Source organism: Pyxidicoccus caerfyrddinensis (genome assembly GCF_010894405.1).
Taxonomy (GTDB): domain Bacteria; phylum Myxococcota; class Myxococcia; order Myxococcales; family Myxococcaceae; genus Myxococcus; species Myxococcus caerfyrddinensis.
In genome coordinates, this window is the sequence record NZ_JAAIYA010000007.1 from 264,840 (window position 1) to 287,402 (window position 22,563).

General features: G+C 71.0%; 18 protein-coding genes. 10 read left to right on the plus strand and 8 right to left on the minus strand.

The window, feature by feature from the left end:
- Positions 1-350: 350 nt before the first annotated feature.
- From G4D86_RS18905 to G4D86_RS18915, 3 genes are read left to right on the plus strand one after another with little or no spacing between them, the layout of a single operon-like run.
- Positions 351-983 carry a fused MFS/spermidine synthase gene (locus G4D86_RS18905; RefSeq protein ID WP_163995370.1) on the plus strand — a complete coding sequence of 211 codons (633 nt, stop codon included), beginning with the start codon at positions 351-353 and terminating at the stop codon, positions 981-983.
- The gene (locus G4D86_RS18910; RefSeq protein ID WP_163995371.1) at positions 980-2,497 is read left to right on the plus strand and encodes a fused MFS/spermidine synthase; all 1,518 of its coding nucleotides are present in this window, start codon (positions 980-982) and stop codon (positions 2,495-2,497) included. The genes G4D86_RS18905 and G4D86_RS18910 overlap by 4 nt, the downstream gene beginning before the upstream one ends.
- Complete coding sequence (locus tag G4D86_RS18915; protein WP_163995372.1) at positions 2,488-4,413, plus strand: sulfatase; 1,926 nt, start codon at positions 2,488-2,490, stop codon at positions 4,411-4,413. The genes G4D86_RS18910 and G4D86_RS18915 overlap by 10 nt, the downstream gene beginning before the upstream one ends.
- Before the next feature lie 46 nt (positions 4,414-4,459).
- On the opposite strand, the gene G4D86_RS18920 is transcribed toward G4D86_RS18915, so the two are convergent.
- From G4D86_RS18920 to G4D86_RS18945, 6 genes are all read right to left on the minus strand, one after another.
- Positions 4,460-5,890, minus strand: coding sequence for a sigma-54-dependent transcriptional regulator (locus G4D86_RS18920; protein WP_476705409.1), 1,431 nt, complete (start codon positions 5,888-5,890; stop codon positions 4,460-4,462).
- Complete coding sequence (locus G4D86_RS18925) at positions 5,887-7,455, minus strand: two-component system sensor histidine kinase NtrB (protein WP_240360335.1); 1,569 nt, start codon at positions 7,453-7,455, stop codon at positions 5,887-5,889. The genes G4D86_RS18920 and G4D86_RS18925 overlap by 4 nt, the downstream gene beginning before the upstream one ends.
- A 25-nt stretch (positions 7,456-7,480) precedes the next feature.
- Positions 7,481-8,737 (minus strand): type IV pilus assembly protein PilC, encoded by a 1,257-nt coding sequence (gene pilC / locus G4D86_RS18930; RefSeq protein WP_163995373.1) that lies wholly within the window; start codon positions 8,735-8,737, stop codon positions 7,481-7,483.
- A gap of 57 nt (positions 8,738-8,794) precedes the next feature.
- On the minus strand, positions 8,795-9,916 hold the full coding sequence (locus G4D86_RS18935; RefSeq protein ID WP_163995374.1) for a type IV pilus twitching motility protein PilT: 1,122 nt from the start codon (positions 9,914-9,916) through the stop codon (positions 8,795-8,797).
- Between the two features lie 39 nt (positions 9,917-9,955).
- Positions 9,956-11,656, minus strand: a complete 1,701-nt coding sequence (gene pilB, locus G4D86_RS18940; RefSeq protein ID WP_163995375.1) for a type IV-A pilus assembly ATPase PilB — start codon at positions 11,654-11,656, stop codon at positions 9,956-9,958.
- A 209-nt stretch (positions 11,657-11,865) separates the two neighbouring features.
- The gene (locus tag G4D86_RS18945; RefSeq protein ID WP_163995376.1) at positions 11,866-12,792 is read right to left on the minus strand and encodes a bifunctional riboflavin kinase/FAD synthetase; all 927 of its coding nucleotides are present in this window, start codon (positions 12,790-12,792) and stop codon (positions 11,866-11,868) included.
- A 92-nt stretch (positions 12,793-12,884) separates the two neighbouring features.
- Between G4D86_RS18945 and trmB the strand changes: the two genes are divergently transcribed.
- From trmB to G4D86_RS18980, 7 genes are all read left to right on the plus strand, one after another.
- Positions 12,885-13,505, plus strand: coding sequence for a tRNA (guanine(46)-N(7))-methyltransferase TrmB (trmB, locus tag G4D86_RS18950; protein WP_163995377.1), 621 nt, complete (start codon positions 12,885-12,887; stop codon positions 13,503-13,505).
- A 108-nt stretch (positions 13,506-13,613) separates the two neighbouring features.
- On the plus strand, positions 13,614-14,657 hold the full coding sequence (locus G4D86_RS18955) for a diguanylate cyclase (protein ID WP_163995378.1): 1,044 nt from the start codon (positions 13,614-13,616) through the stop codon (positions 14,655-14,657).
- Between the two features lie 59 nt (positions 14,658-14,716).
- On the plus strand, positions 14,717-15,133 hold the full coding sequence (locus G4D86_RS18960) for a hypothetical protein (RefSeq protein WP_163995379.1): 417 nt from the start codon (positions 14,717-14,719) through the stop codon (positions 15,131-15,133).
- Positions 15,134-15,575: 442 nt separating this feature from the next.
- Positions 15,576-16,457 carry a hypothetical protein gene (locus tag G4D86_RS52945; protein WP_275899123.1) on the plus strand — a complete coding sequence of 294 codons (882 nt, stop codon included), beginning with the start codon at positions 15,576-15,578 and terminating at the stop codon, positions 16,455-16,457.
- A 52-nt stretch (positions 16,458-16,509) separates the two neighbouring features.
- Entirely contained in the window at positions 16,510-16,941 is a 432-nt protein-coding gene (locus G4D86_RS18970; RefSeq protein WP_163995381.1) for a cupredoxin domain-containing protein, read from the plus strand.
- Between the two features lie 54 nt (positions 16,942-16,995).
- Entirely contained in the window at positions 16,996-19,956 is a 2,961-nt protein-coding gene (locus G4D86_RS18975) for a helicase C-terminal domain-containing protein (protein WP_163995382.1), read from the plus strand.
- Positions 19,957-20,253: 297 nt separating this feature from the next.
- Positions 20,254-21,021: a Uma2 family endonuclease gene (locus G4D86_RS18980; RefSeq protein WP_240360336.1), complete on the plus strand. Its 768-nt coding sequence runs from the start codon at positions 20,254-20,256 to the stop codon at positions 21,019-21,021.
- Between the two features lie 13 nt (positions 21,022-21,034).
- Here the strand turns inward: G4D86_RS18980 and G4D86_RS18985 are convergent, their stop codons facing one another.
- On the minus strand, positions 21,035-21,772 hold the full coding sequence (locus G4D86_RS18985; protein WP_163995383.1) for a sensor histidine kinase: 738 nt from the start codon (positions 21,770-21,772) through the stop codon (positions 21,035-21,037).
- Positions 21,769-22,518, minus strand: a complete 750-nt coding sequence (locus G4D86_RS18990; RefSeq protein ID WP_163995384.1) for a HEAT repeat domain-containing protein — start codon at positions 22,516-22,518, stop codon at positions 21,769-21,771. The genes G4D86_RS18985 and G4D86_RS18990 overlap by 4 nt, the downstream gene beginning before the upstream one ends.
- Positions 22,519-22,563: the final 45 nt, after the last annotated feature.

A 22,563-nucleotide genomic window follows, 5' to 3' on the forward strand; every position in this document is an offset into this window, starting at 1 on the left:
CCCGGCGCGAACATTAGCACTCGGCATGCCAGGAGGATCAACATGCCCAAGTGGCTGAATTCCGTGGAGCGAGAGCCGGGGCTCAGGAATCGGGAATGCAGGGCTGACAAAATTGGGCAGCGGGACTGACGAGAACTGTCGCTCGCCACGTAAGCGGCGGTCGTCCCCGGTGACGTCTCCTCGAGATGCGGCGGCGAGTGCCCGGGGCCGTGCGGGTGTTTCGCGCCTGCCGGTGGTGCGGGCCGACAGGCGGCCCGCACCGGTCACGGGACGCATCAGGCAGGAAGAGAGGACATAGGATGCGGGCCACCTTGTCCGCACCCGAGCCGCTCGTCCCAGAATCCCCCGTCATGGACCCTCTCGCCGAGCCACGGTCCGCGGCCGGCGTGCTCCCACTCCGGTGGGTGGCGCCGGTCTTCTTCGCCTCCGGCTTCTCCGCGCTGCTCTACCAGACGGTGTGGCAGCGGGCGCTCTTCACGCACTACGGAACCAACGTCGAGTCGGTCACCGTCATCGTCACCGCCTTCATGGTGGGACTTGGCGCCGGGAGCCTGCTGGGGGGCGTGTACTCGCGCGACCCGCGGCGCCCGGCGCTCCTGGCCTTCTGCCTCGTCGAGGCCGCCATCGGGCTGTTCGGGCTGGTGTCCCTGCCCCTCATCGAGAAGGTGGGGGCGCTCACGCTGGGCATGGGCACCCTGGGGACGGGGGTGGTGTCGCTCCTGCTCGTGCTGGTGCCCACGACGCTGATGGGCGCGACGCTGCCGGTGCTGGTGGCGTTCGCGGTGCGGCTCTGGGGCAACGTGGGGCGGTCGGTAGGGGCGCTCTACTTCGTCAACACGCTGGGCTCGGCCGCGGCCTCCTTCGCCGCGGCCTTCTTCGTCATGAGCCACCTGGGCCAGGCGGGCACGGTGCAGCTCGCCGCGGGGCTCAACCTGGGCGTCGCGTTGCTCGTCTCCCTCGTCTTGCGGCGGGGGCGGGCATGAGACTGCTCGTCGCCCTGGCGGTGGCCGCCTTCTCCGGGTTCGTCTCGCTCTCCTACGAGCTGCTCTGGTTCCGCGTCTACGGCGTGGCCAACGGAGCGCTGGCCTCGAGCTTCCCGCTCCTGCTGGGGACGTACCTGCTGGGGCTCGCGCTGGGCTCGCTGTGGAGCCAGGTGCTCTGCCGCGACACGAGCCCCACCACCGGCACCCGCCCGCTGCGGCTGGTGACGGCCTTCTTCGTCTTCGCCAACGGGGTGGCCTACCTGTCCATCCCCGGGTTCGCGGCCGCGTGCACCTTCACGGAGGGCTCGCCCGCGCCGTGGATGGGGCTGCTCACCATCTTCCTCGGCGCGCTCTTCCCCCTGGTGGCGCACTTCGGCGTCCCCGCGGACACCCGGGCGGGCGCGCGCGTCTCGTACCTCTACGTGGCCAACATCGTGGGCTCGGCGGCCGGCAGCCTCCTGACCGGCTTCTGGCTGATGGACGTGCTCTCCACGGCGGGAATCTCCGCGGTGCTGCTGGGCGGCAGCATGTTGGGGGCGGCGCTCCTGCTCGCGGGCTGCGGCCTCACACGCCGCCAGCTGGCGGGGGCGCTGGTGGCGGTGGGGGTGGGAGGCGGCGGGCTGCTCGCGGCGGGGCCGGTCCTCTTCGACCGGCTCTACGAGCGGGTGCAGTTCCAGGCGAAGACGGAGCCGGGCTTCCGCTTCACGCACGTGGTGGAGAACCGCAGCGGCGTCATCACCGTGGCCCCCGACGGCACCATCTACGGTGGAGGCACCTACGACGGTGTGTTCAACACCGACCCCCGGGGCACGGACAAGAACCTCATCTTCCGCGCATACGCGCTCTCCGCGCTCCACCCCGCGCCGCGTCGCGTGCTGATGATTGGCCTGAGCTCCGGCTCCTGGGCGCAGGTGGTCGCGAACCTGCCGGGCGTCGAGGAGCTCACGGTGGTGGAAATCAATCCCGGGTACCGGGACCTGCTGGCGCACTACCCGCAGGTCGCCTCGCTGGCGCACAACCCCAAGGTGCGAATCGAGTTCGACGACGGGCGGCGCTGGCTGACGACCCATCCCGACGCGCGCTTCGACATCATCGTGGCGAACACCATGGTGCATTGGGCGGGCGGCTCCGCGCACGTGCTCTCGCGCGAGTTCAACGAGCTGGTGAAGGCCCACCTCTCGCCCGGCGGCGTCTACTTCTTCAACACCACGGCGTCACACCGGGCCTCGCGCACGGCGACGGACGTGTTCCCGTACTCGGTCGGGGTGGCGCATTGCCTCGCCGTCGCGGACACCCCCATCCAGGTGGACCTGGAGCGGTGGCGCGCGGCGATGCTGCGGATGCGCATCGATGGCGTCCCGGTGTTCGAGGCCGGGCGCGAGGAGGACCGCCGGGCGCTCGACGCGCTCGAGGCCCGCGTCTCCGGGTCGTTGGAGGCGCGTCCCCGGATGTTGCGCCGCACGGACGCCGCGGTGCCGGTGACGGACGACAACATGGGGCATGAATGGGACTGAGGTGGCGCGGTGGAGGCGCGCCCCGGCCGGGGACCGCGCTGGCCGTGCTCGCCGTGCTCCACGCGCTGGCGAGCGGAGCCCTGCTGTGGGGTTACCTGGGCTACGCGGACCTCGCGGGGCTGCCCTGGCCCGTGGCGGTCGCCGTGAAGGTGGTCCCCGTCACCCTGGGGCTGCTGCTGGGGCTCAGCGTGCTGCTCGCCGGGCTCGTGGCGCGGCCGCTCCTGCCCGGGTGGGGCGCGCTGGGGGCGTCCGCGGCGCTCGCCTGGGGCGAGCTGTGGCTGCTGCTCCTGGACCGTCCGCTCTTCCACCTCACCCGCCTGCACCTCGATGGCCAGACGCTCCAGGCGCTGCGACAGCCGGACGCGCTCGCGCAGATTGGCCTGCCGCCCACGGCCCGCGCGCAGGCGCTGCTGCTTGGGGCAGGGGCCCTGGCGGCGGCCTGTGCCCTCGCGGCCGCCGCCGGGTGGTTGTCCCGCTCCGCGCACGCCACGGCGATGCGCACCTGGGCCCGGAGGCTCGCGCTCGTGGCCACGGCGGTGGCGCTCGCCGAGCGCGGGGTCTCCGCCGCGGCGTCGGTGGGGGTGTACACGGAGCGCTCGGACCCGGCGACGCTCTTTCCGCTCGCGAGCTGGGTGGCCTTCCAGTTTCCCGCGGACGCGGTGGAGGCCGTGCTCGGGTGGAAGGGTGCCTATGGCCGGGACGCGGCGGTGGACCGGGAGGCGCAGCCGCGCCCCAGCACCTTCCGCTACCCGGCCCCGGAGCTCGAGGCGTGGCGGCCGCCAGAGGGGGCTCCCCGCTACAACATCCTCCTGGTGGGCATCGAGAGCCTGCGGCCGGAGCAGGTGGACCCGGAGACCATGCCCCACCTGGCCGCGCTCGCGCGCCGCTCCTGGTGGGCCGAGCAGCACTACTCCTCCTCGAACTGCACCCACCTGGGGCTCTTCTCGCTGCTCAGCGGCCTGTCGCCGCGCGCATGGGGGCCGATGACCGACGCGCGCCGGCCTCCGGTCCCCTACGCGCTGCTCGAGCGCGCGGGCTACCGGGTGACGGCCACCAGCTCGGTCGCGCCCACCTGGTTCGGGCTGGACCGGCACGTGCTGCGGCGGGAGCTCGCGCTCGGGGGGCACTGGGGCTTCCCGAATCAGGACCGCGGTATGGTGGACGAGGCGAAGCAGTTCCTCGTCTCGCGGCCCGAGCCCTTCTTCGCCTTCCTCTTCTTCAACGGCACCCACTTTCCCTACGAGGTGCCCGCGGACGGGGAGGTGTTCCGGCCGAGCGCGGGCGCTGACGTGGCGCTCTCCGACCCGGGGCTCGTCGAGCGGCGGACCGAGCTCCTCAACCGCTACCGCAACGCCCTCCATCGGGTGGACGCACTGCTGGGGGAGCTGCTCACCCGGTTGCGCGAGAGCGGGCTGGAGGAGCGCACCATCATCGCGGTGACGGGAGACCACGGGGAGTCGTTCTGGGAGGATGGACGCTTCAGCCACACCTCGCTCCTGTCCCGGGCCCAGCTCCACGTCCCGCTGGTGCTCTCCATCCCCGGCCAGGCGCCGCGCAGGCTCGAGCAGCTCACGCATCACGTGGACGTGATGCCCACGCTCCTGGACGCGGCGGGCATGTCACCTCCGCCCTCGCAGTACTCGGACGGCGTGTCGCTCCTGCGCGAGTCGGGCAACCCCCGCGCGCTGTCCATGCAGTACGACCGGGAGGAGCCGAGTGAGTACGCCCTCCTCAGCCCTCCGCTCCTGCTGCGCTTCCGCCTCCGCCACGGCAGCGTGCGGTGGGACGGCGGGGAGTGGCTCGACGGGCGGCGGAGCACCCCGGAGGAGCTCCAGCGGGCGATGGAGTCAGGAACAGGCGCGCAGCTCCTGCCGGCACTGAGGGACGCGAACCGCTGGTGGCCCTCGTCCCCGTGAGCCGCGATCCCCGGGCGCCACGCCCCTTCCCCATCCTGGTCCGGGCTCAGGCCTCGGCGGACCCGCCCGGCTCCAGGTCGTCGGTCAGGCCGTGCTTGGCCAGGCGATAGCGGAAGGAACGGAAGGACAGCCCGAGCAGCTCCGCCGCGCGCGTCTTCACCCCGCCGGCCTGCTTCAGCGCGACGAGCAGGTAGCGCCGCTCGCTGTCGTCCAGGTGGCGCTCCAGGTTGAAGCCCGCGCCCAGCCGCGGCTCGCCGCCATCGTTGGCGGTCACCGCCGGCTCCGCCTCACCGCGCACCGCCGGGGGCAGCGTGGCGGGGCCCAGCAGGTCCGTGTCGGACAGCGTGGCCGCGCGCTCCACCATGTTCTGGAGCTGCCGCACGTTGCCGGGGAAGGAGTAGCGCTCCAGCAGCGCCAGCGTCTCCGGCGCGAAGCGCAGCGCCGGCCGCCCCAGCTCTTCCGCCAGGCGCGACAGGAAGTAGCTCGCCAGCAGGGAGATGTCCCCGGCGCGCTCGCGCAGCGGGGGCAGCTCCAGCGTAATCACGTTGAGGCGGTAGAAGAGGTCCTCGCGGAAGCGCCCCGCCTTCACCTCCGCCTCCAGCCGCCGGTTGGTGGCGGCGATGACGCGGGCCTTGAAGGGCACCTCCGCCGCGCTGCCCACCGGCTTCACCTTCCGCTCCTGGAGCACGCGCAGCAGCTTCACCTGCGTGGCCGGCGGCATCTCCCCCACCTCGTCCAGCATGACGGTGCCCTCGCCCGCGGACACCAGCAGCCCCGCGCGCTCGTGCGTGGCCCCGGTGAAGGAGCCCTTCATGTGGCCGAACAGCTCGCTCTCCAGCGTGCCCTCGTTGAGAGCCGCGCAATTGAACGGGAGGAAGGGCTGCGAGGCCCGGCTGCCCCGCATGTGGATGGCGCGGGCCACCAGCTCCTTGCCGGTGCCGCTCTCGCCCGTCACCAGCACGGTGCTGCGGCTGGGAGCCACCTTCTCCACCAGGGCCCACACCGCCTGCATGCGCGAGCTCTGCCCCACCGCCACGCCGAGGCCGGGCAACAGCCGCGCCCTGAGGCCGCTGTTCTCCTGGCGTAGCAGGCGCTTCTCCAGGGCCTTCTGGACGAGCAGCCGCAGCTCCTCGTTGTCGAAGGGCTTGCAGATGTAGTCGTACGCGCCCTCGCGCATGGCCTCCACCGCGGCGGCCGGCGAGCCATAGGCGGTGATGAGCACCACCTCGGGGGGCTCGGGGCGGGACCGGGCGGCGCGCAGCACGTCCAGCCCGCTGCCGGTGCCCAGCTTCATGTCACAGATGACGAGGTCCACCCCTTCCAGCGACTCACACGCGGGCTTCACGCCGGGCACGCTCGTCACCGCGTAGCCGTCGCGGTGGAGCAATAGCTCCAGGTACTCGCGCATGGACAGCTCGTCGTCCACCACCAGGACGTGCCCGCGCACGCCGCCCTCCACTGCCTGCGGAATCGTCACAGCGGCAACTCCACCACGAACTCCGTCCCCTCGTCCCGGCTCGAGCGCACGCGAATGGCGCCACCGTGCGCCCGGACGATGGAGTGCGCGGTGGACAGCCCCAGGCCCGTGCCCCCGTCCCGGGTGGTGAAGAACGGCTCGAACAAGTGCCCCATCATCTCCTCCGTGATGCTTCCCCCCGAGTCCCAGACGCGAATGCGCGCCTCCTGCTCGGTCCGCGCCAGCGCCACCTTCACCTCACCCCGGGGGCCCGCGGCCTGGAAGCCGTTGCGCACCAGGTTGATGAGCACCTGACGAAGCTGGTCCGGGTCCACCGGCAGCGTCAGCGGCTCCGGAGCGGCCACCTCCATCCGCACGTCCCGCGCCAGCGGGTCCACCCGCAACATGTCCACCGTCTCCACCAGGAGCGCGTCCAGGGCCACCGGGCGACGCATCGGCTCCGGCGGGCGGGCGAAGCGCAGGAACTCCTCCACCAGCCGCGCCAGCCGGTCCGACTCGCGCAGCAGGATGTTGGTGAGCTTGTGCCCCATCTCGTCCCGCGCGTCCTGCGCCAGCAGCTGCGCGGAGCCTCGCATGGCCGCCAGGGGGTTTCGCAGCTCGTGCGCCAGCTGCGCGGAGAGCGCGCCCAGGCTCGCCAGCCGGTCCGCGCGCTTGAGGTCCTCCTCCATGCGCCGCAGCCGGGTGAGGTCCTGGAACACCATGAGCAGCGCCCCCTGCTCACCCTCCAGCGGCGTCACCGACAGGCCGAGGATGCGCCGGCCGCTGCCCGTCCCCACGACGAGCTCGCTGCGGGGCGAGCGGGGCGCCAGCCCGGACACGCCGGGCATCAGCATCTCCAGCTCCATGCCCACGCTGCCCGCCTCCTCCACCTGGAGGATGGCGCAGCCCGCGGGGTTGACGTACGTGACGCGCCCCCGGGCGTCGCACGTCACCAGCCCCGAGGGCATGGAGGAGACAATCTGCCGCTGCAGCCGCCCCAGCCGCCGCAGGTCGGCCTCGCGGGCGGACAGGGCCCCGCCGGTGGCGGAGAGCTGACGCGACAGGTAGCCGGCCAGCACGGCGATGAGCGCGAGCGCCAGCAGGTTGCTGCCCAGCACGAACAGCCCCCGGCTCGACAGGAGCGGGGCCACGGGCGTGCCGTCCGCGAACAACGGCGCCATCACCAGGCCGGAGAAGGACAGCGCGGACGCCGCGGCCACCCAGAGCGCGCCGCGCCAGTCGAGCACCACCGCCGCGCCGATGACGGCCAGGCTGTAGAGGAAGGTAAGGGGCGAGTCCGCGCCGCCGCTGAGGTACACCAGCCCGGTGGCGATGACGATGTCACCCACCACCTGCACCCAGGCGTCCAGCTTCCCCGCCCGCCCCCACCGCAGCCGCAGGCCCACCACCACCGTGGACACGTACGCGGCGATGATGACCGCGAGCGACAGCGTGTCCGTGCGGCTGGGCTCCTGGTAGGGCTGCAAGAGCAGGCGCGCCACCGTGATGACGAGCGAGAGGCTCGCCGCCACGGTGCGGAACAGCACCAGCCACACCAGGCGCGAGCGGACACCTCCTGCGTCCACCCCGCGCGCGCCTGGAGCCGGAGAACTACTTGATGGCACCGGCAATGGAGAAGATGGGCAGGTACATGGCGATGAGGAAGCCACCGACCACGCCGCCGAGGAACACCATCATGATGGGCTCAATCATGGAGGTGAGCGCACTGATGGCGGAGTCCACCTCGTCGTCGTAGAAGTCGGCGATCTTGTTGAGCATGGTGTCCATGGCGCCGGTGGCCTCACCGACGCCAATCATCTGCACCACCATGGAGGGGAACACCTTGGTGTCCGCCAGCGGGCCCGCGATGTTCTTGCCCTCGGAGATCTTGCCGCGCACGTAGTAGATGGCCGCTTCCACGGTGCGATTGCCGGCCGTCTTCGCCGTCACGTCCAGGGCATCGAGGATGGGCACGCCCGAGGAGAGCATGGTGCCCAGCGTGCGGGTGAAGCGCGCCACCGCGACCTTGCGGAGCACCGGCCCGAACAGCGGCATCTTCAGGAACACCTTGTCCCAGAACACGCGCCCCCGGGGCTGCCGGTAGCTCCAGGTGAAGGAGACCACCACCGCGGTGACGGAGCCGGCGACGTGGAGCCAATACGTCTGGGCCCATTCGGACATGTCGACCACGAACTGGGTGGGCCCCGGCAGCTCCGAGCCGAAGTCCGCGAACATCTTCGCGAACGTGGGCGTCACCTTGATGAGCAGCAGCGACACCACGCCGAGGGCCACCACCAAGACGATGGCCGGGTAGGTCATCGCGCCCTTGACCTTGGCCTTGAGCTTCTCGCTCTTCTCACGGTAGGCCGCGAGCCGGTTGAGGATGGAGTCGAGGATACCGCCCACCTCACCCGCGGCGCACAGCTGGGTGTAGAGCTCGTCGAAGACCTTGGGGTGGTCCTTGAGGGCATCCGCGAAGGTGCTGCCCTGCTCCACCTTGGCCTTGATGGCGAACAACACCTTCTTGAAGGCGGGGTTGTCCATCTGGCTGGCCAGGATGTCGAGGCACTGCACCAGCGGCAGGCCGGCGTCGATCATCGTGGCGAACTGCCGGGTGAAGATGAGGATGTCCTTGCCCGTCACCCCGCCGATGCCGGGCAGGACGATGTCGCCGTCCAGGGCGCCCTTCCTGCGCACCTTGGTCGGGTTGAGGCCCAGGGACTTGAGGCGCGAGTTGACGGCCTCGGAGTCCAAGGCCTCCATCTCGCCCTTCTTGGTCTCTCCGCCCTTGGTCTTCGCCTCCCAGAGGAACTGGGACGTGTTCTTCTTGGGGGCTACGGCCTTCTGCTGCACTGCTGGTGCTGCCATGAGCTGGACCTCCGCGGACGCCGCGCGAGTCTAACCGCTGAATCCAAATTCCAGGAACTAACGACCGCCCGCTCCCCCGGCAGGTCGCTGCTGGGGCAGTCCCGGGAGGCCCTGCCCACCCGTGGCGAGGATGTTGCGCAGCTCTTCCGGGTCGCTGGAGCGGCCGAAGGCCTCGTCCTGGGAGATGAGCCGGCGGATGAGGAGCGCCGCCAGGGCCTGGTTGAAGGTCTGCATGCCGTACTTCGCCTGACCGACCTGCATGGAGGAGTAGATCTGGTGGACCTTGTCCTCGCGGATGAGGTTCCGGATGGCGGGGTTGGGCACCATCACCTCCAGGGCGAGGATGCGGCCCGGGCCGCCCGCCTTGGACACCAGCGCCTGGCTCATCACGCCCTCGAGCACGAAGGACAGCTGGGCGCGCACCTGCGGCTGCTGGTACGGCGGGAACACGTCCAGCACGCGGTTGATGGTCTGCACCGCGCTGTTGGTGTGCAGCGTGGCGTAGCAGATGTGGCCCGTCTCGGCGATGGTGAGCGCGGCCTCGATCGTCTCCAAGTCACGGAGCTCGCCGACGAGCACGATGTCCGGGTCCTGGCGGAGGATGTACTTGAGGGCCGTCTTGAAGTTGCGCGTGTCCGCGCCGACTTCCCGCTGGTTGACGAGGCAGTTCTTGTGCGGGTGCAGGTACTCGATGGGGTCCTCGATGGTCATGATGTGCTCATGACGCTCGGTGTTGATCTTGTCGATCATCGAGGCCAGCGTGGTGGACTTGCCCGAGCCCGTGGGGCCCGTCACCAGGATGAGGCCGCGGGGCTTCTTCACCAGCTCCGCGACCACCGGGGGAAGGCCCAGCTCCTGGAACGTCAGGATCTTGAAGGGAATGGTGCGGAAGGCGCCGGCCACCGCGCCACGCTGCATGAAGATGTTGGCGCGGAAGCGCGACAGCCCCTTCACGCCGAAGGACAGGTCCAGCTCGTTGTCCTCTTCGAACTTGTGCTTCTGGGCGTCCGTGAGGATGGAGTAGCAGAGCTGCTTGGTCTCCACGGGGGTCAGCGGCGCCGTCTTCAAGGGCACGAGCTCGCCGTCCACGCGGAGCTGGGGCGGTGAGCCAGTGGTGATGTGGAGGTCGGAAGCGCCCTTCTCGACCATCGCCTTGAGGAGCTGGTGCAGGTTGGCCACGGGGGGATGTCCTTCGGTGAGGCGTGGGAGGAGGAGTGACTAGAAGCGGTCCGGGGCGGTGTTGCCGACGACCTCTTCGAGGGTGGTGGCGCCGTCCATCATCTTGCGAAGGCCCGACATGCGCAGGCTGCTCATGCCCAGGCGGATGGCCTCCTGCTTGAGCTCGGCGGCGGAGCCACCGTTGATGACCAGCTCCTTGAGGCCGTCCCAGAAGGGCATGACCTCGTAGATGGCCACGCGGCCACGGTAGCCGCGGTCATTGCAGTCGCGGCAGCCGACCTTCTCGTACATGGTGAAGGTGCCAATCTTGTCCGGCGGGACGCCGGCGTCGATGAGGGCCTGCTCGTCCACCTTCTGCGCCGGCTGCTTGCAGGCGGGGCACAGGCGGCGCGCCAGACGCTGGGCGAGGATGAGGTTGAGCGAGGCCGTCACGAGGAACGGCTCGATGCCCATGTTGAGCAGACGGCTCACCGTGCCCGGGGCGTCGTTGGTGTGCAGCGTGGAGAGCACGAGGTGGCCGGTGAGCGCCGCCTTGACGCCGATTTCCGCCGTCTCGAAGTCGCGGATCTCACCAATCATGATGATGTCCGGGTCCTGGCGGAGGAAGGAGCGCAGGCCCGCGGCGAAGTTCAGGCCGATGTCCTCGTGCATCTGCACCTGGTTGATGCCGGCGAAGTTGAACTCGACGGGGTCTTCCGCGGTGCAGATGTTGGTGTCGATGCCGTTGAGGCTGGCCAGCGCCGAGTAGAGCGTCGTCGTCTTGCCGGAGCCCGTGGGGCCCGTCACCAGCACCATGCCGTAGGGCCGGTCGATGGCCTCCTTGAACCAGGCCAGCGGCTGCGCGTCGAACCCCAGCTTGGTCATGTCCAGCTGGAGGTTGCTCTTGTCGAGCAGACGCATGACGACCTTCTCGCCGAAGAGCGTGGGGCACACGCTCACGCGGAAGTCCATCTCCTTGCCGCCGCCAATCTTGATCTTGATGCGGCCGTCCTGCGGCAGGCGCCGCTCGGAGATGTCCAGATTGGCCATGATCTTCAGACGCGACGTAATCGCGTTGCGCAGCTTCATGGGCGGGCGCATGACCTCGTACATCACACCGTCGATGCGGAAGCGGACGCGGAAGTCCTTCTCGTACGGCTCGATGTGGATGTCGGACGCGCGCTTCTTGATGGCGTCCATGAGGATGAGATTCACGAGCTTGACCACGGGCGCGTCGTCCGCGGCCTTGGTCATCTCATCGAGGTTCTCCGCCTCCTCCTTCACGGTCTCGATGTCGTCGGTGACGTCACCGACGATGTCCTCGAGGGAGGGGCCCTTCTCCGCGTAGTAGCGCTCGATGGCCTCGCGGATGGAGACCTCGGAGGCGACCACCGTCTCGATGTTGTAGCCGGTGAGGAACTTCAGGTCGTCCACCGCGAAGATGTTGGACGGGTCGCACATGGCGGCGATGAGCGAAGGGCCCGCGCGGTTGACGGGAATCACCAGGTGCTTCTCGGCCACTTCCTTGGGCACGAGCTTGATGATTTCCGGATCAATGTCGAAGTCCTTCAGGTTGATGGCCGGCACGCCGTACTGCTTGGAGAGGAAGTCGGTGAGCTTCGACTCCTCGATGGCCCCCGTCTTGATGAGGGCGGTGCCGATGCGCGTGCCGTTCTTCTGCTGCTCTTCCTGGGCCTTGCGCAGCTGCTGGATGGAGATGAGGTTCTCGCGAACCAGCAGTTCACCGAGTCGACCGGACATTCGTTGAAGCCTCTTCCTTGAGGAAAAGAAGAACGAGACAGGCTTGAGGGCCCGCCCCGAACTCAGGAGACAGGGGGAGATGCCAGGGGCCACGAGGGCCTCTGGCACGGTTCCTGATACGAATTAGAGGGGAGCCGCGCGCGCGCGTCAAGGCGGGCCCGCCTGCTCCCTTGGCAGGTCAACCCGTTGAAGAGACACGGGAAAAACGCTCAGTCACCCACACCGGCGATGACGGTGCGCGCGGCCTCCACGTCCCGCTTTATCTGCCCGACGAGCTCCGCCACCGAGCCGAAGCGCTGCTCGGGGCGCAGCCGCTCCAGGAACTGCACCCGGAGCTCCTTGCCATAGAGGTCGCCGGAGAAGTCCAGCAGGTGCGCCTCGATGGTGACCTCGGTGCCGCCGAAGGTGGGCTTCACACCGATGTTGGCGGCGCCCGCGTGCCATGTGCCCCCGGCCTCGCCGGGCAGGTGCACCCGGATGGCATAGACGCCGGGAGCGGGGCGCAGCTCGTTCTGCGTGTCCACGTTGGCGGTGGGAAAGCCGATGCCCCTGCCCCGCCCCGCGCCGGCCACCACCGTGCCGTCCAGATCAAACGGGCGCCCCAAGAGCCGCCGCGCCGCGGACACGCGGCCCTCGAGGATGTACTCGCGCACGCGCGAGGACGAGGCCACCACGCCGTCCACGGTGACGGGCGCCACCACGTGCACCTTCGCGCCGCGCCGGGCGGCCGCCTCGCGCAGCGTGGCCACCGTGCCGCCGCGGGCCGCGCCATAGGTGAAGTCGCTGCCCACCACCACGTGCGCCACGCCGAGCGCGTCGAACAGGGCGGCCTCGAAGTCGGACGGGGGCGTGCGCGCGTAGTCGCGGGTGAAGGGCTGCACCACCGCGGCGGACAGGCCGCACCCGGCGAACAGCTCCAGCTTGCGGGGCAGCAGCGTAATCAGCTTCGGCGCCAGGTCCGGCTGGAGCACCTTGCCGGGGTGCGGGTGGAAGGTGAAGGCAGCGGCGCTGGCGTGGCGGCCGGCCTCGGAGAAGAGGGCCTGGTGGCCCACGTGGACGCCGTCGAAGTTGCCCAGCGCGAGCGCCTGGCCGGCCAGTGCCCGGCCCGCCTCGGCCACCGAGTGGAAGACCTTCATGCCCTTCCGTATACCGCAGGCCCGCGGGCAAAGGCCCCAAGCGTTTTTCCCTGGCCAGACCCGGCACCGCCGTGGTTGGAGGCGGCCCTCCCATGGCCCGTCCCCGTCTGCTACCCGAGCCCGTCGGGCTCAAGTTCGTCACCCTGGAAACGCCCCCGGACTGGGACGCGGAGTTCGGCTTCGCCGGCCCGCTGGAGCTGGAGATTGGCTCCGGCGCCGGGGGCCACGCCCTGGAGTACTGCCGGCGCAACCCCGGGGTGCGCTTCGTCGCCTTCGAGTGGCGCAAGAAGTACGCGCGCGACACCCAGTCCCGCGCGGACAAGGCCGGCCTGAAGAACCTGCGCGTCATCGAGGCCGACGCCACCTTCGTCGTGCCCCGCATCTTCGCCCCTGGCTCCCTGGCCGCCATCCACCTCCAGTTCCCCGACCCCTGGTGGAAGCGCGCCCACGCCAAGCGCGCCGTCATCCAGCCCGCCTTCGCCCAGTTGCTGTACGCGAAGCTCGCACCGGGCGGCCTCTTCGACATGCGCACGGACGTCCAGGACCGGGGCGAGTCCATGCTCTCCATCCTGGAATCCGTGGGTTTCCAGAACCCCCTGGGTTCAGGAGTGTTCCATCCTTATGACCCCGAGGAGGTGCCCTCCACACGGGAGCGGCGCTACCTGACGAGCGGGGAGCCGGTGTACCGGGCCCGGCTGCGCAAGCCTGTCTGACATTCGTGAAGACGGGCACTTGCCCGGCCTCTTGGCTTCCTCATCTCGACAGGTGAGAATTGCAGTCATTCCCGCGACGCGGGAGGATTGCACCGGGGGCGAAACACGATGGCGGACGGCGAACGGAAGAGGACGCTGGAGGTCGCGCGTCGTGCGTCCCCCGGAGGCGAGCTCAGCGGCCGCACGGTGCTCATCGTGGATGACGACCCGGCGCACGTGCGGCACGTGCGCGAGGGGCTGACGCCACAGGGTTACGTCTTCAAGGAAGCCAACGACGGGACGCAGGCGCTGTCCGCCATCCGCCAGGCGCGGCCGGACCTCATCCTGATGGATGTGGAGATGCCGGGGCTGGGCGGGGTGGAGGTGTGCCGCATCATCAAGGCGAACTCGGGGGAGGACGGCTTCGGCTTCATCCCGGTGATTCTGATGACGGCGCGGCAGGCGGCGGGGAAGGTGGAGGGGCTGGAGCTGGGGGCGGACGACTACCTGGTGAAGCCCTTCGACATGCTGGAGCTGTCGGCGCGGGTGAAGTCCATGCTGCGGCTGAAGGTGCTGCAGGACGCGCTGGTGGAGAAGAACCGGGAGTTGGACAAGGCCAACAAGGAGCTGGCGCGGCGGCGCGAGGAGCTCCTGGCGCTCAGCCGCACGGACGCGCTCACCGGGCTGTTCAACCGGCGCTACTTCGAGGAGCGGCTGCACGAGGAGTTCGCGCGCTCGCGGCGCTACGGCTCGCCGATGTCGCTGGTGATGCTGGACATCGACCACTTCAAGCGCATCAACGACACCTTCGGGCACCCCTTCGGGGACCAGGTGCTCAAGGTGGTGGCGCAGACGGCGCGCACGCGGCTGCGGGAGGTGGACCTGCTGGCGCGCTATGGCGGCGAGGAGCTCATCGCCATCCTGCCGGAGACGGGGCCGGTGGACGCGCTGAAGGTGTGCGAGCGCGTGCGCGAGGCGATTGCGTCGCTGGGGCTGGAGCCCCCGGGCGCGGACGGAAAGGCGGAGCCGGTGCGACTGACGGCGTCGCTGGGCGTGGCCACGGTGCCCTCGGCCGACCTGGCGAGCGCGGAGGCCCTGCTGATGGCGGCGGACACCAGCCTCTACGTGGCCAAGGGAGCGGGCCGCAACCGCGTCCATCAGCACGCCGCGTGACAGGAATGAAGAAGCTCGGGCTTTCCCCCGGAGGCGCTTTGACCTAAATCCCTGTTTCCATGCGCCTGACCGTGACGATGCCCTGGCTGGTGGCCCTGGTCCTGCTCGGCCTGGGCATGGGCGGCTGCAATCGCCAGGACACCCCGCAGGGCGCCTACCGGGCCTTCCACGAGGGTGTGCGCAAGGGTGATGAGCGCGCGGCCTGGGCGGTACTCTCCAAGAGTACCCAGGACGCGCTCACCGAGCGGGCCCGGGCGGTGGGAGAGGCCTCCGCGGGCTCGGAGAAACCCGAGCCGCAGGACCTCTTCTTCGCGAATGTGCCTCCCCCTCCGGATGTTACGGAGGTCTCGCTGGTCCGGGAGGAGGGCGACACGGCAACCGTGCTCGTGCGCTCGCCCGGCAGCAACCACGAGGTCCGGATGGTACGGGAGCCATCCGGATGGAAGGTGGACCTTTCAGCCTCCCTCCAGCCGTGAAGCCGGGCATGCCCGGAAAACTCGCATCAGGTAACGTACGACTGTGAACGACAGGAAGACACGGCGGGTGGTCCCCGCGGTTGAAGTCATTCGGCGCCCGGCCTCGACGCCCGGCAGCGCACCGGTGACTCCGACCCCCACGGCATCCTCCACCCCGGCGCCAACGCCGCGCCCCACCCCCACGCCCCGACCTCCCGCCGCGGCGCCCACGCCCCGGCCCGCTGTCGCGGCGCCCACGCCCACTCCCGCCCCCCGGCCTGCTGGTACGGCCCCGGCTCCCCTGCCAACCCCCACGCCCCGGCCGGCCGCCGGCGTGGCTCCGACGCCCGGGCCCACGCCCGCGCCGGGTGCCACACCCGCGCCCACGCCGCGGCCATCCACGGGTCTGCCTCCCACGCCCCGGCCCGCCGGCATGGCGCCGGGTGCGGCGGGCGCGCGCCCCATGGGTCCGCGTCCCGGCGGCCCCGGCGGTCCGCCCAGGTCGGGTGGCTTCGGAGGACGCCCCGGCGGCTTCCGTCCCTCCACGCCGCGCCCGCCTCCCACGCCGGAGCAGATCCAAGCGCTGGCGGTGCGCGAGCACGTCCCGGCGCGCATCGCCAAGGGCGAGCTGGAAGGGAAGATGAAGGCCCGCATCTGGCGCAAGCTGCACGCCGAGGAGGCGAAGCGCTTCGACCAGGTCTACGAGCTCATGGGCCAGACGCCCAGCCTGTCCCTGGGTGACGCCTTCGGCGTGCTCCAGAGCGGCATGACGGTGGCGGAGTTCATGGCGCGCAAGGAGCGCACCCAGCGCAAGGCCGCCATCAAGCAGGCCCGCGGCGAGGTGGAGAACGCCATCGTCGCCGAGTTCCTCGCCCACCTCATCAGCGCGAAGGCGGAGGTCTCCGTGGTGCTGGCGGAGCGCTCCCTGCTGGACACGCTGCTGGTGGAGGAGCCCATCGCCTTCACGCTGGAGCGCACCGGGCGGCTGGAGAAGCTGCAGGTGGTGCTGCTGGCCCGCCGCGCGGACTGGGAGCGGCTGCTGCCCGGACTGGAGCGCGACGCGAAGCTGACGCAGAAGCCCGCGGCCGTGGCGCGCCAGCCGGACAAGCGCCCGTACTCGGACCCGCGCGCGTTCCTGGACCACCTGGGCCAGACGGTGAAGCTGGTGCTGCGCAACGGAATCACGTTGCAGCTTCCGCTGATGCACGTGGGCCGGTTCGACCTGCTGCTCGGCGAGAAGGAGCACGAGGTCTTCGTGCCGCTGCACGCCCTGCTCCGCTTCGAGCCGCCGCCGGCCGAGAGCGCGCCCGAGGAGGGCGAGTCCTCCGAGGCCGACGAGGCCTGAGGACCTTCACCTCGCCGGGGCGCCGTCCCCTTCCTTCTACGTGAGACACGCCATGCGCCCCTTCCTCTCCCGCATCATCAAGCCCTGGCTCGCCCTGGCCGCGACAGCCGCCATGGTGGGCGCCACGCAGCAGGGGTGCGCCAAGGACGCGGGCGCTCCGAAGGCGGAAGCCACCGCGCCCTCGGCGCCTTCCGTGCCCGAGAAGCGCGAGGGCGGCGTGCGCGTGGTGGAGCTCACCGTCACGGAGAAGGGCTACGAGCCCAGCCCCGTGAATCTCAAGAAGGGCGAGCCGGTGAAGCTGGTGGTGACGCGCAAGACGGACCAGACGTGCGCCACCGAAGTCGTCATGGACGGCTACGACATCAACACCCCGCTGCCGCTGAACACGCCGGTGGAAATCGCCTTCACCCCGAAGGAGTCCGGCAAGCTCGTGTACGGCTGCGCCATGGGGAAGATGGTTTCCGGCGTCTTCATGGTGGACTGACGCCGGCCGTTTTCTGTCCTCCGCCGTGAGTCGGCCTTACTGTCGGCGCCCTGCATGGGCGGCGCGGCGGAGCTTTTCACCCGGCATGTCTTCCTCGACCTCGAGACCACGGGGCTGGACCCGCGTGTGGACGAGGTCATCGAGCTGGGCTGCATCTTCTACGAGGGCGGGCGCGAGGTGGACCGCTTCGCGCGCCTGTACTCGGCGTCGAAGCCCCTGCCCCTCACCATCCGACGGCTGACGGGCCTGACGGACGCGGACCTCACGGGCCGCCCCCGCTTCGGCACCGACGCCGCGGAGCTGCGCGAGAAGCTCACCGGGTGGACGGTGGTGGCGCACAACGCGCCCTTCGAAAAAGGCTTCCTGCCGGACGTGCTGGGCGCCATCCGCGCCCCGGTGCTCGACTCGTGCGAGCTGATGCACTACCTGCACCCGGAGCTGCCCAGCCACTCGCTGGAGTCGCTCCTGCGCTGGGCGGGGCTGGCCCTGCGCCAGCCGCACCGGGCCCTGTCGGACTGCGACGCCGTGCAGTCGGTGCTGGTGCACGCCATGGAGCGCTGCATCCGCGAAGGCCGCGGCGATGACGTGGCGGACCTGCTGGCCACGCTGGACCCGCGCCCCGGCGCGGAGCTGCGGCTGTCCCAGGTGGACGCGGGCCTCGAGGAGGACGCGCACGGCGCCTTCGACTACGAGGAGTGGCCGCTGGTGGACCTGCTGGCGCGGCTGCGCACGGCGTGCCGGGCGGTGTCCACGCCGCTGAAGCTGGAGGCGCAGGGCTTCTTGCGCGGACGCCCGGAGCGGCGGCGCGCGGGGGGAGCGACGGCCCCGCCCGAGCCGGACGCGGACACGCCGGTGCTGCCGGTGCGCCCGGACGAGGTGGCGGCGGTGCTGGGCGCGGGAGGCTCACTGGAGCGCGTGGGCGAGGGCTTCGTGAGCCGGGCCGCGCAGTTGGACGTGGCGCAAGCGGTGGCGCGCGCGCTGTCGGACGGCGGGCAGGTGGCGGTGGAGGCCGGGACGGGCACGGGCAAGTCACTGGCGTACCTGGCGCCCTCGGCCCTCTTCGCCGCGCGCAATGGGCGCAAGGTGGGCGTGGCGCCGCACACGAAGACGCTGCAGGACCAGCTCCTGGAGAAGGACCTTCCCCGGCTGCACCGGGCCATGAACGGCGGCTTCGGCTACGCGCTGCTCAAGGGGCAGACGAACTACCTGTGCCGCCGCCGCACGCTGGAGGCCACGCGAGTGGAGCCCGGCATGGGCCACGCCGCGCGCGCGCCCCGGGCGTACCTGCGCGCGTACATGCGCCGCAGCGGCGAAGGGGATTTGGACCGGCTGAGCCACTGGTTCCGCGAGCGCTTCCCCGCGATGTTCGGGCTGGTGCCGGCGGTGCGCTCGGAGGCGGCGACGACGCTGGGCGAGAAGTGCCCGCACTTCCACAAGTGCTTCTACCACTCGGCGGTGGCGCAGGCCCGCGAGGCGGACGTGCTGGTCATCAACCAGTCCCTCGCCTTCGCCTGGCCCGCGCGCTACCCGAAGCTGGAACACCTGGTGCTGGACGAGGCGCACGAGGTGGAGGACGTCGCCACCACCGCGCTGGCCGTGGAGCTGTCGGACCTGGCCTTCCAGCGCCTCACCGAGCGGCTGCACGGGCGCGACGGACGGCGCGGCCTCTTCGCGGAGCTGCGGCGAGCCCTGGGCGCACGGGCCGAGTCGCGCACGCTGATGGGCGAGGTGGAGGACGGGCTGCGCCGGCTGCTGGACGAGGCGCGTGGCCTGGGCACGAGCGTGACGGCGCTGTGCGAGCCGGGCGCCACCGCCGTGGGCGAGGACCCGGACGAGAGCACCTACGCGCCGGAGCTGCGGGTGACGGAGGCGGTGCGCGCCCTGCCCGCCTGGGAGCCGGTGAGCGACGGGCTGGTGGCCGTGCGCGACGCGCTCCAGACGCTGCACACGCTGCTCGCGGTGCGGGTGCTGGCGGCCCTGCCGGAGCTGGCGGCGCGCAACCCCGCGCTGGAGCGCGAGCTGTCCGGCGCCACCACGGAGCTGGGCGAGCTGGCGGTGCTCTCGGGAGAGCTGTCCGGCGAGCCCGCGCCGGGGCGGTGCTACGCCGCCACGGCCGAGCCGAAGCGGCAGCGCTGGAGCGTGGGCGCGCAGCCGGTGGATGTGTCCGCGTACGTGTCGCGCGACTTCGCCGCGAGCAAGCGCGCGCTGGTGCTGGCGTCGGCCACGCTGGGCACCGGAGACAGTGTGCCCTTCGTGCTGCGGCGGCTGGGCCTGGACGGGCGTGGTGAGCAGCCCGCGCCCCGCCTGGTGCGCGCCCCCTCCCCCTTCCGGCTGCGGGAGCAGGCGCTGGTGGTGCTCGTCACGGACGCGCCGCGCGCGCACGAGGAGGCCTTCGTGGAGTGGGCCGCGCTCCGGATTTCGGGGCTGGCGCAGACGATGGGCGGGCGCGTGCTGGGACTGTTCGCGTCCACGCGGCGCATGGAGCGCGTGGGCTCGGAGGTGCGCTCGCGGCTGGAGCCGCTCGGGATTGAAGTGATGCGGCAGTCGCGCGGGCACAGCCGCTCTCTGGCCGCGCGGCAGGAGCGCGACACGGGCACGGTGCTCCTGGGCACCAAGAGCTTCTGGCAGGGCGTGGACATCCCCGGCCGCGGCGTGGGCTGCGTGTTCATCGACAAGCTGCCACTGGAGCCCGCGCTGCGCCCGCTGGTGGCCGCTCGCGAGGAGCCGCTGTCGCGCAACGGCGGCGAGTACCTGGGCTTCCTCCACTACCGGCTGCCGCGCGCGCTGCTGCTCCTGCGCCAGGGCGTGGGCCGGCTCATCCGCTCCACCACGGACCGGGGCGTCGTCATCCTCGCGGACCCGGGACACCCCAGCTACCGCGCGCACCTGATGAACGCGCTGGACGGCTACCGCGTGGAGGCCCTCCCGTGGGCCCAGGCGCGCCTGCGCATCCACGGGGTGCTCAAGGAGACGGGCCTCACCGTGGACCTGGACTCCGCGCGCTCCTGGGGCTGACGCGAAGCTGCGCGTCGCTTGAATCGAGATTCGCTCGAAAATCAGGGCGCGCGGGCGCGTGCGAAGTCCGTGCGGCTGGACGCTTCCGCCCGTTCTGGATGGAGGCGTCGGTGCGGTGATGCGGCGCTTCCTCGCGGCGTGTCGTCTCCTCGATTGGCGCGCGCCTTGCCATGAGCCGTGAGGCATTGACGCGCGAGGATGCCGGTCGCACGCTCTCTCGGCATGGGATGGCACGCGGATGACAAGCGTCGTGGGCAGGCCTTCCCTCGGGCTCCCACGCAAGAGGAGTGGGACGCGATGGGGCCCGAGGAGCGGGCGGAGGTGGTGGAGTCCCTGCCCGACGAGGTCACGGACAGGGAGATGTCACCGCCGGAGGGTGACAGGCACCAGGAGGGCAAGCACCGCGCCCTCGACGTGCTCAAGGGCTACTTCGGCCACCGGCGGCGCAAGGTGTACGTGGGCTCGGAGCTGCCCGTCTATTACCCCGCGGAGCGACGCTTCGCGCCCGACGTGCTGGTGGTGTTCGACGTCGAGTCACACAGCCGCGGAAAGTGGCTCGTGTCCCACGAGGGCAAGGGCCTGGACTGGGTGATGGAGGTGCACTCCGGCGGAGACCGGAAGAAGGACGCCCAGTACAACGTGGAGCGGTATGCGCGGCTCGGCATCCCCGAGTACTTCATCTACGACCGCGCGCGGGAGCAGTTGCTGGGCTACCGGCTGAAGACGCGCTCGGCGCGCACGTACACGCCCATCAAGCCCCGGAAGGGGCGCTACACCTCGAAGGTGCTGGGGCTGGAGCTGGAGGTGCGGGACGACCGGCTGCTCCTGTGGGCGGACCAGAAGCTGCTGCTCGAGTCCTCGGAGATGCTGGAGCAGCTCCGGGAGAAGGTGGAGAAGGCCCAGCAGCGCGCCGATGCGGAAGCACGGCGGCGCAGGAAGGCGGAGCGGCTGCTGGCGGACGAGGCACGGCGCCGTGAGGAGGAAGCCCGGCGCCGTGAAGAAGCGGAGCAGCACCTGTCCGCGTTGAAGGCGGAGCTTCGAAAGCTCCGCCCACGCAAGCACTGAGACAGCGAGCCCGCTACTGCGCCAGCCGCGAGCGGTAGCGGGCCTCCAGCGTGCGCAGCTCCGCCAGGGCCTCCGGAGAAGCGCCAGAGCCCTCCGCGGCGAGCAGCGCCTTCGCCAGCGCGTTGGCGTCCTCCTCGTGCTGGTCGCGCAGCCGCTGCACCATCTTCCGCGTGTCGTCGAAGAGCTCGCGCAGCTCGTCGCCGTCGCGCAGGCCGTACTGCGGGGGCCGCAGCTTGCCGTCGTGGACCTCGTTCACCATGCGGCGGATGCGCAACAGCGGCCCCGCCAACCGGTGCGTCACGACAATCGTGCCCAGCGCCACCACCACCGTGAAGCCCGTCAACAGCCCGCCCAGCACCCACCACGTGAGCTGCTGCTGCCGCTCCAGCTCCGCGCGCTGGGTGACGATGGCCGAGCGCTCCGCCTCGTACGCCGCGTCGATGGAGCGCGCCTTCTCGCGGAAGGTGGCCTCGAAGGTCGGGTCATCCATCCGCGCCAGCAGCTCGTTGGAGAGCGTGGCGCCCGACAGCTCACGGCTCACCTCCGCCGCTCGCGAGCGCGCCTCCACCGCCGTCGCCGTCTCCCGCATCAGCGTCCGCGCCGCGCGCACCAGGAACACGCCCAAGAGCCCCGACAGCACCAGCGTCACTCCAACCATGTACGCCGTCAGCTTGAGCTGGAAGCCCGTATCCAGAAGGAAGTTGCGCCAGCGCCGCTTCGCCGTCGCCATGGGAGCCGTCGTCGTCGTCATGTCTCGCTGCTCCACTCGAAGGTTTCCGCCGCTTCCTCCACCGCTTTCGGCACCAGGGCCTTGAGGAGGTCTCCGGGCTGCGCGCCCGCGGCGTTCACTTCCACCTGCCCCATCAACGACAGGTCCGGATACGTCAGGCAGACGATGGCCACCTTCAGCCCACCGCTCTCCGTCGCCTGAATCTCCGGGGTGATGCGGTAGCCGTGCACGCCCAGCTTCTTCAGCGCGCCCTTCGCCGCCGCCTTCGACTCCTTCGCCGGCGCCACCAGCCCGCCGCTGCGCACCAACCGCGAGCGCAGCCGCGCCTCGGTCGCCTTCACCAGGTCCGCCGGCAGCTTCCCCGTGCGGTCCTTCAGCGAATCCATGGCCACGTAGAAGCGCGGCGGGCGCGCCTGGTACTCCTTCAGCACCGCCACCGCGTCGTCCACCGCGGACTTCGCCGCCGCGTCCGCTTCGCCCTTGTGCGCCTGGAGGCAGGCCAGCCCGGACGGCTCCAGCAGCTTCGCCAGGCTCTTCGCCACCGCCGCGCGCACCAGCTCGCTCGCGTCCTTCAGGGCGCCGCACAACAGGGGCACCGCCTCCGGGTCCTCCGTGGCGCCCAGCACCAGCGCCGCCTGTGAGCGCGTGCGCGGGTCCTTGCCCTGCTGGAGCTGACGCCCCAGGAACGCAAGACGGGTGTCACCCTGGGCCAGGGCCGCGCAGGGCGCGAGAAGGAGGAGGACGAGGGCAGTGGGCAGCAGCCGCATGGGGGGACGCGTCCGCGCACTCTAGCCGCGTCTGCCCGCTGGCGA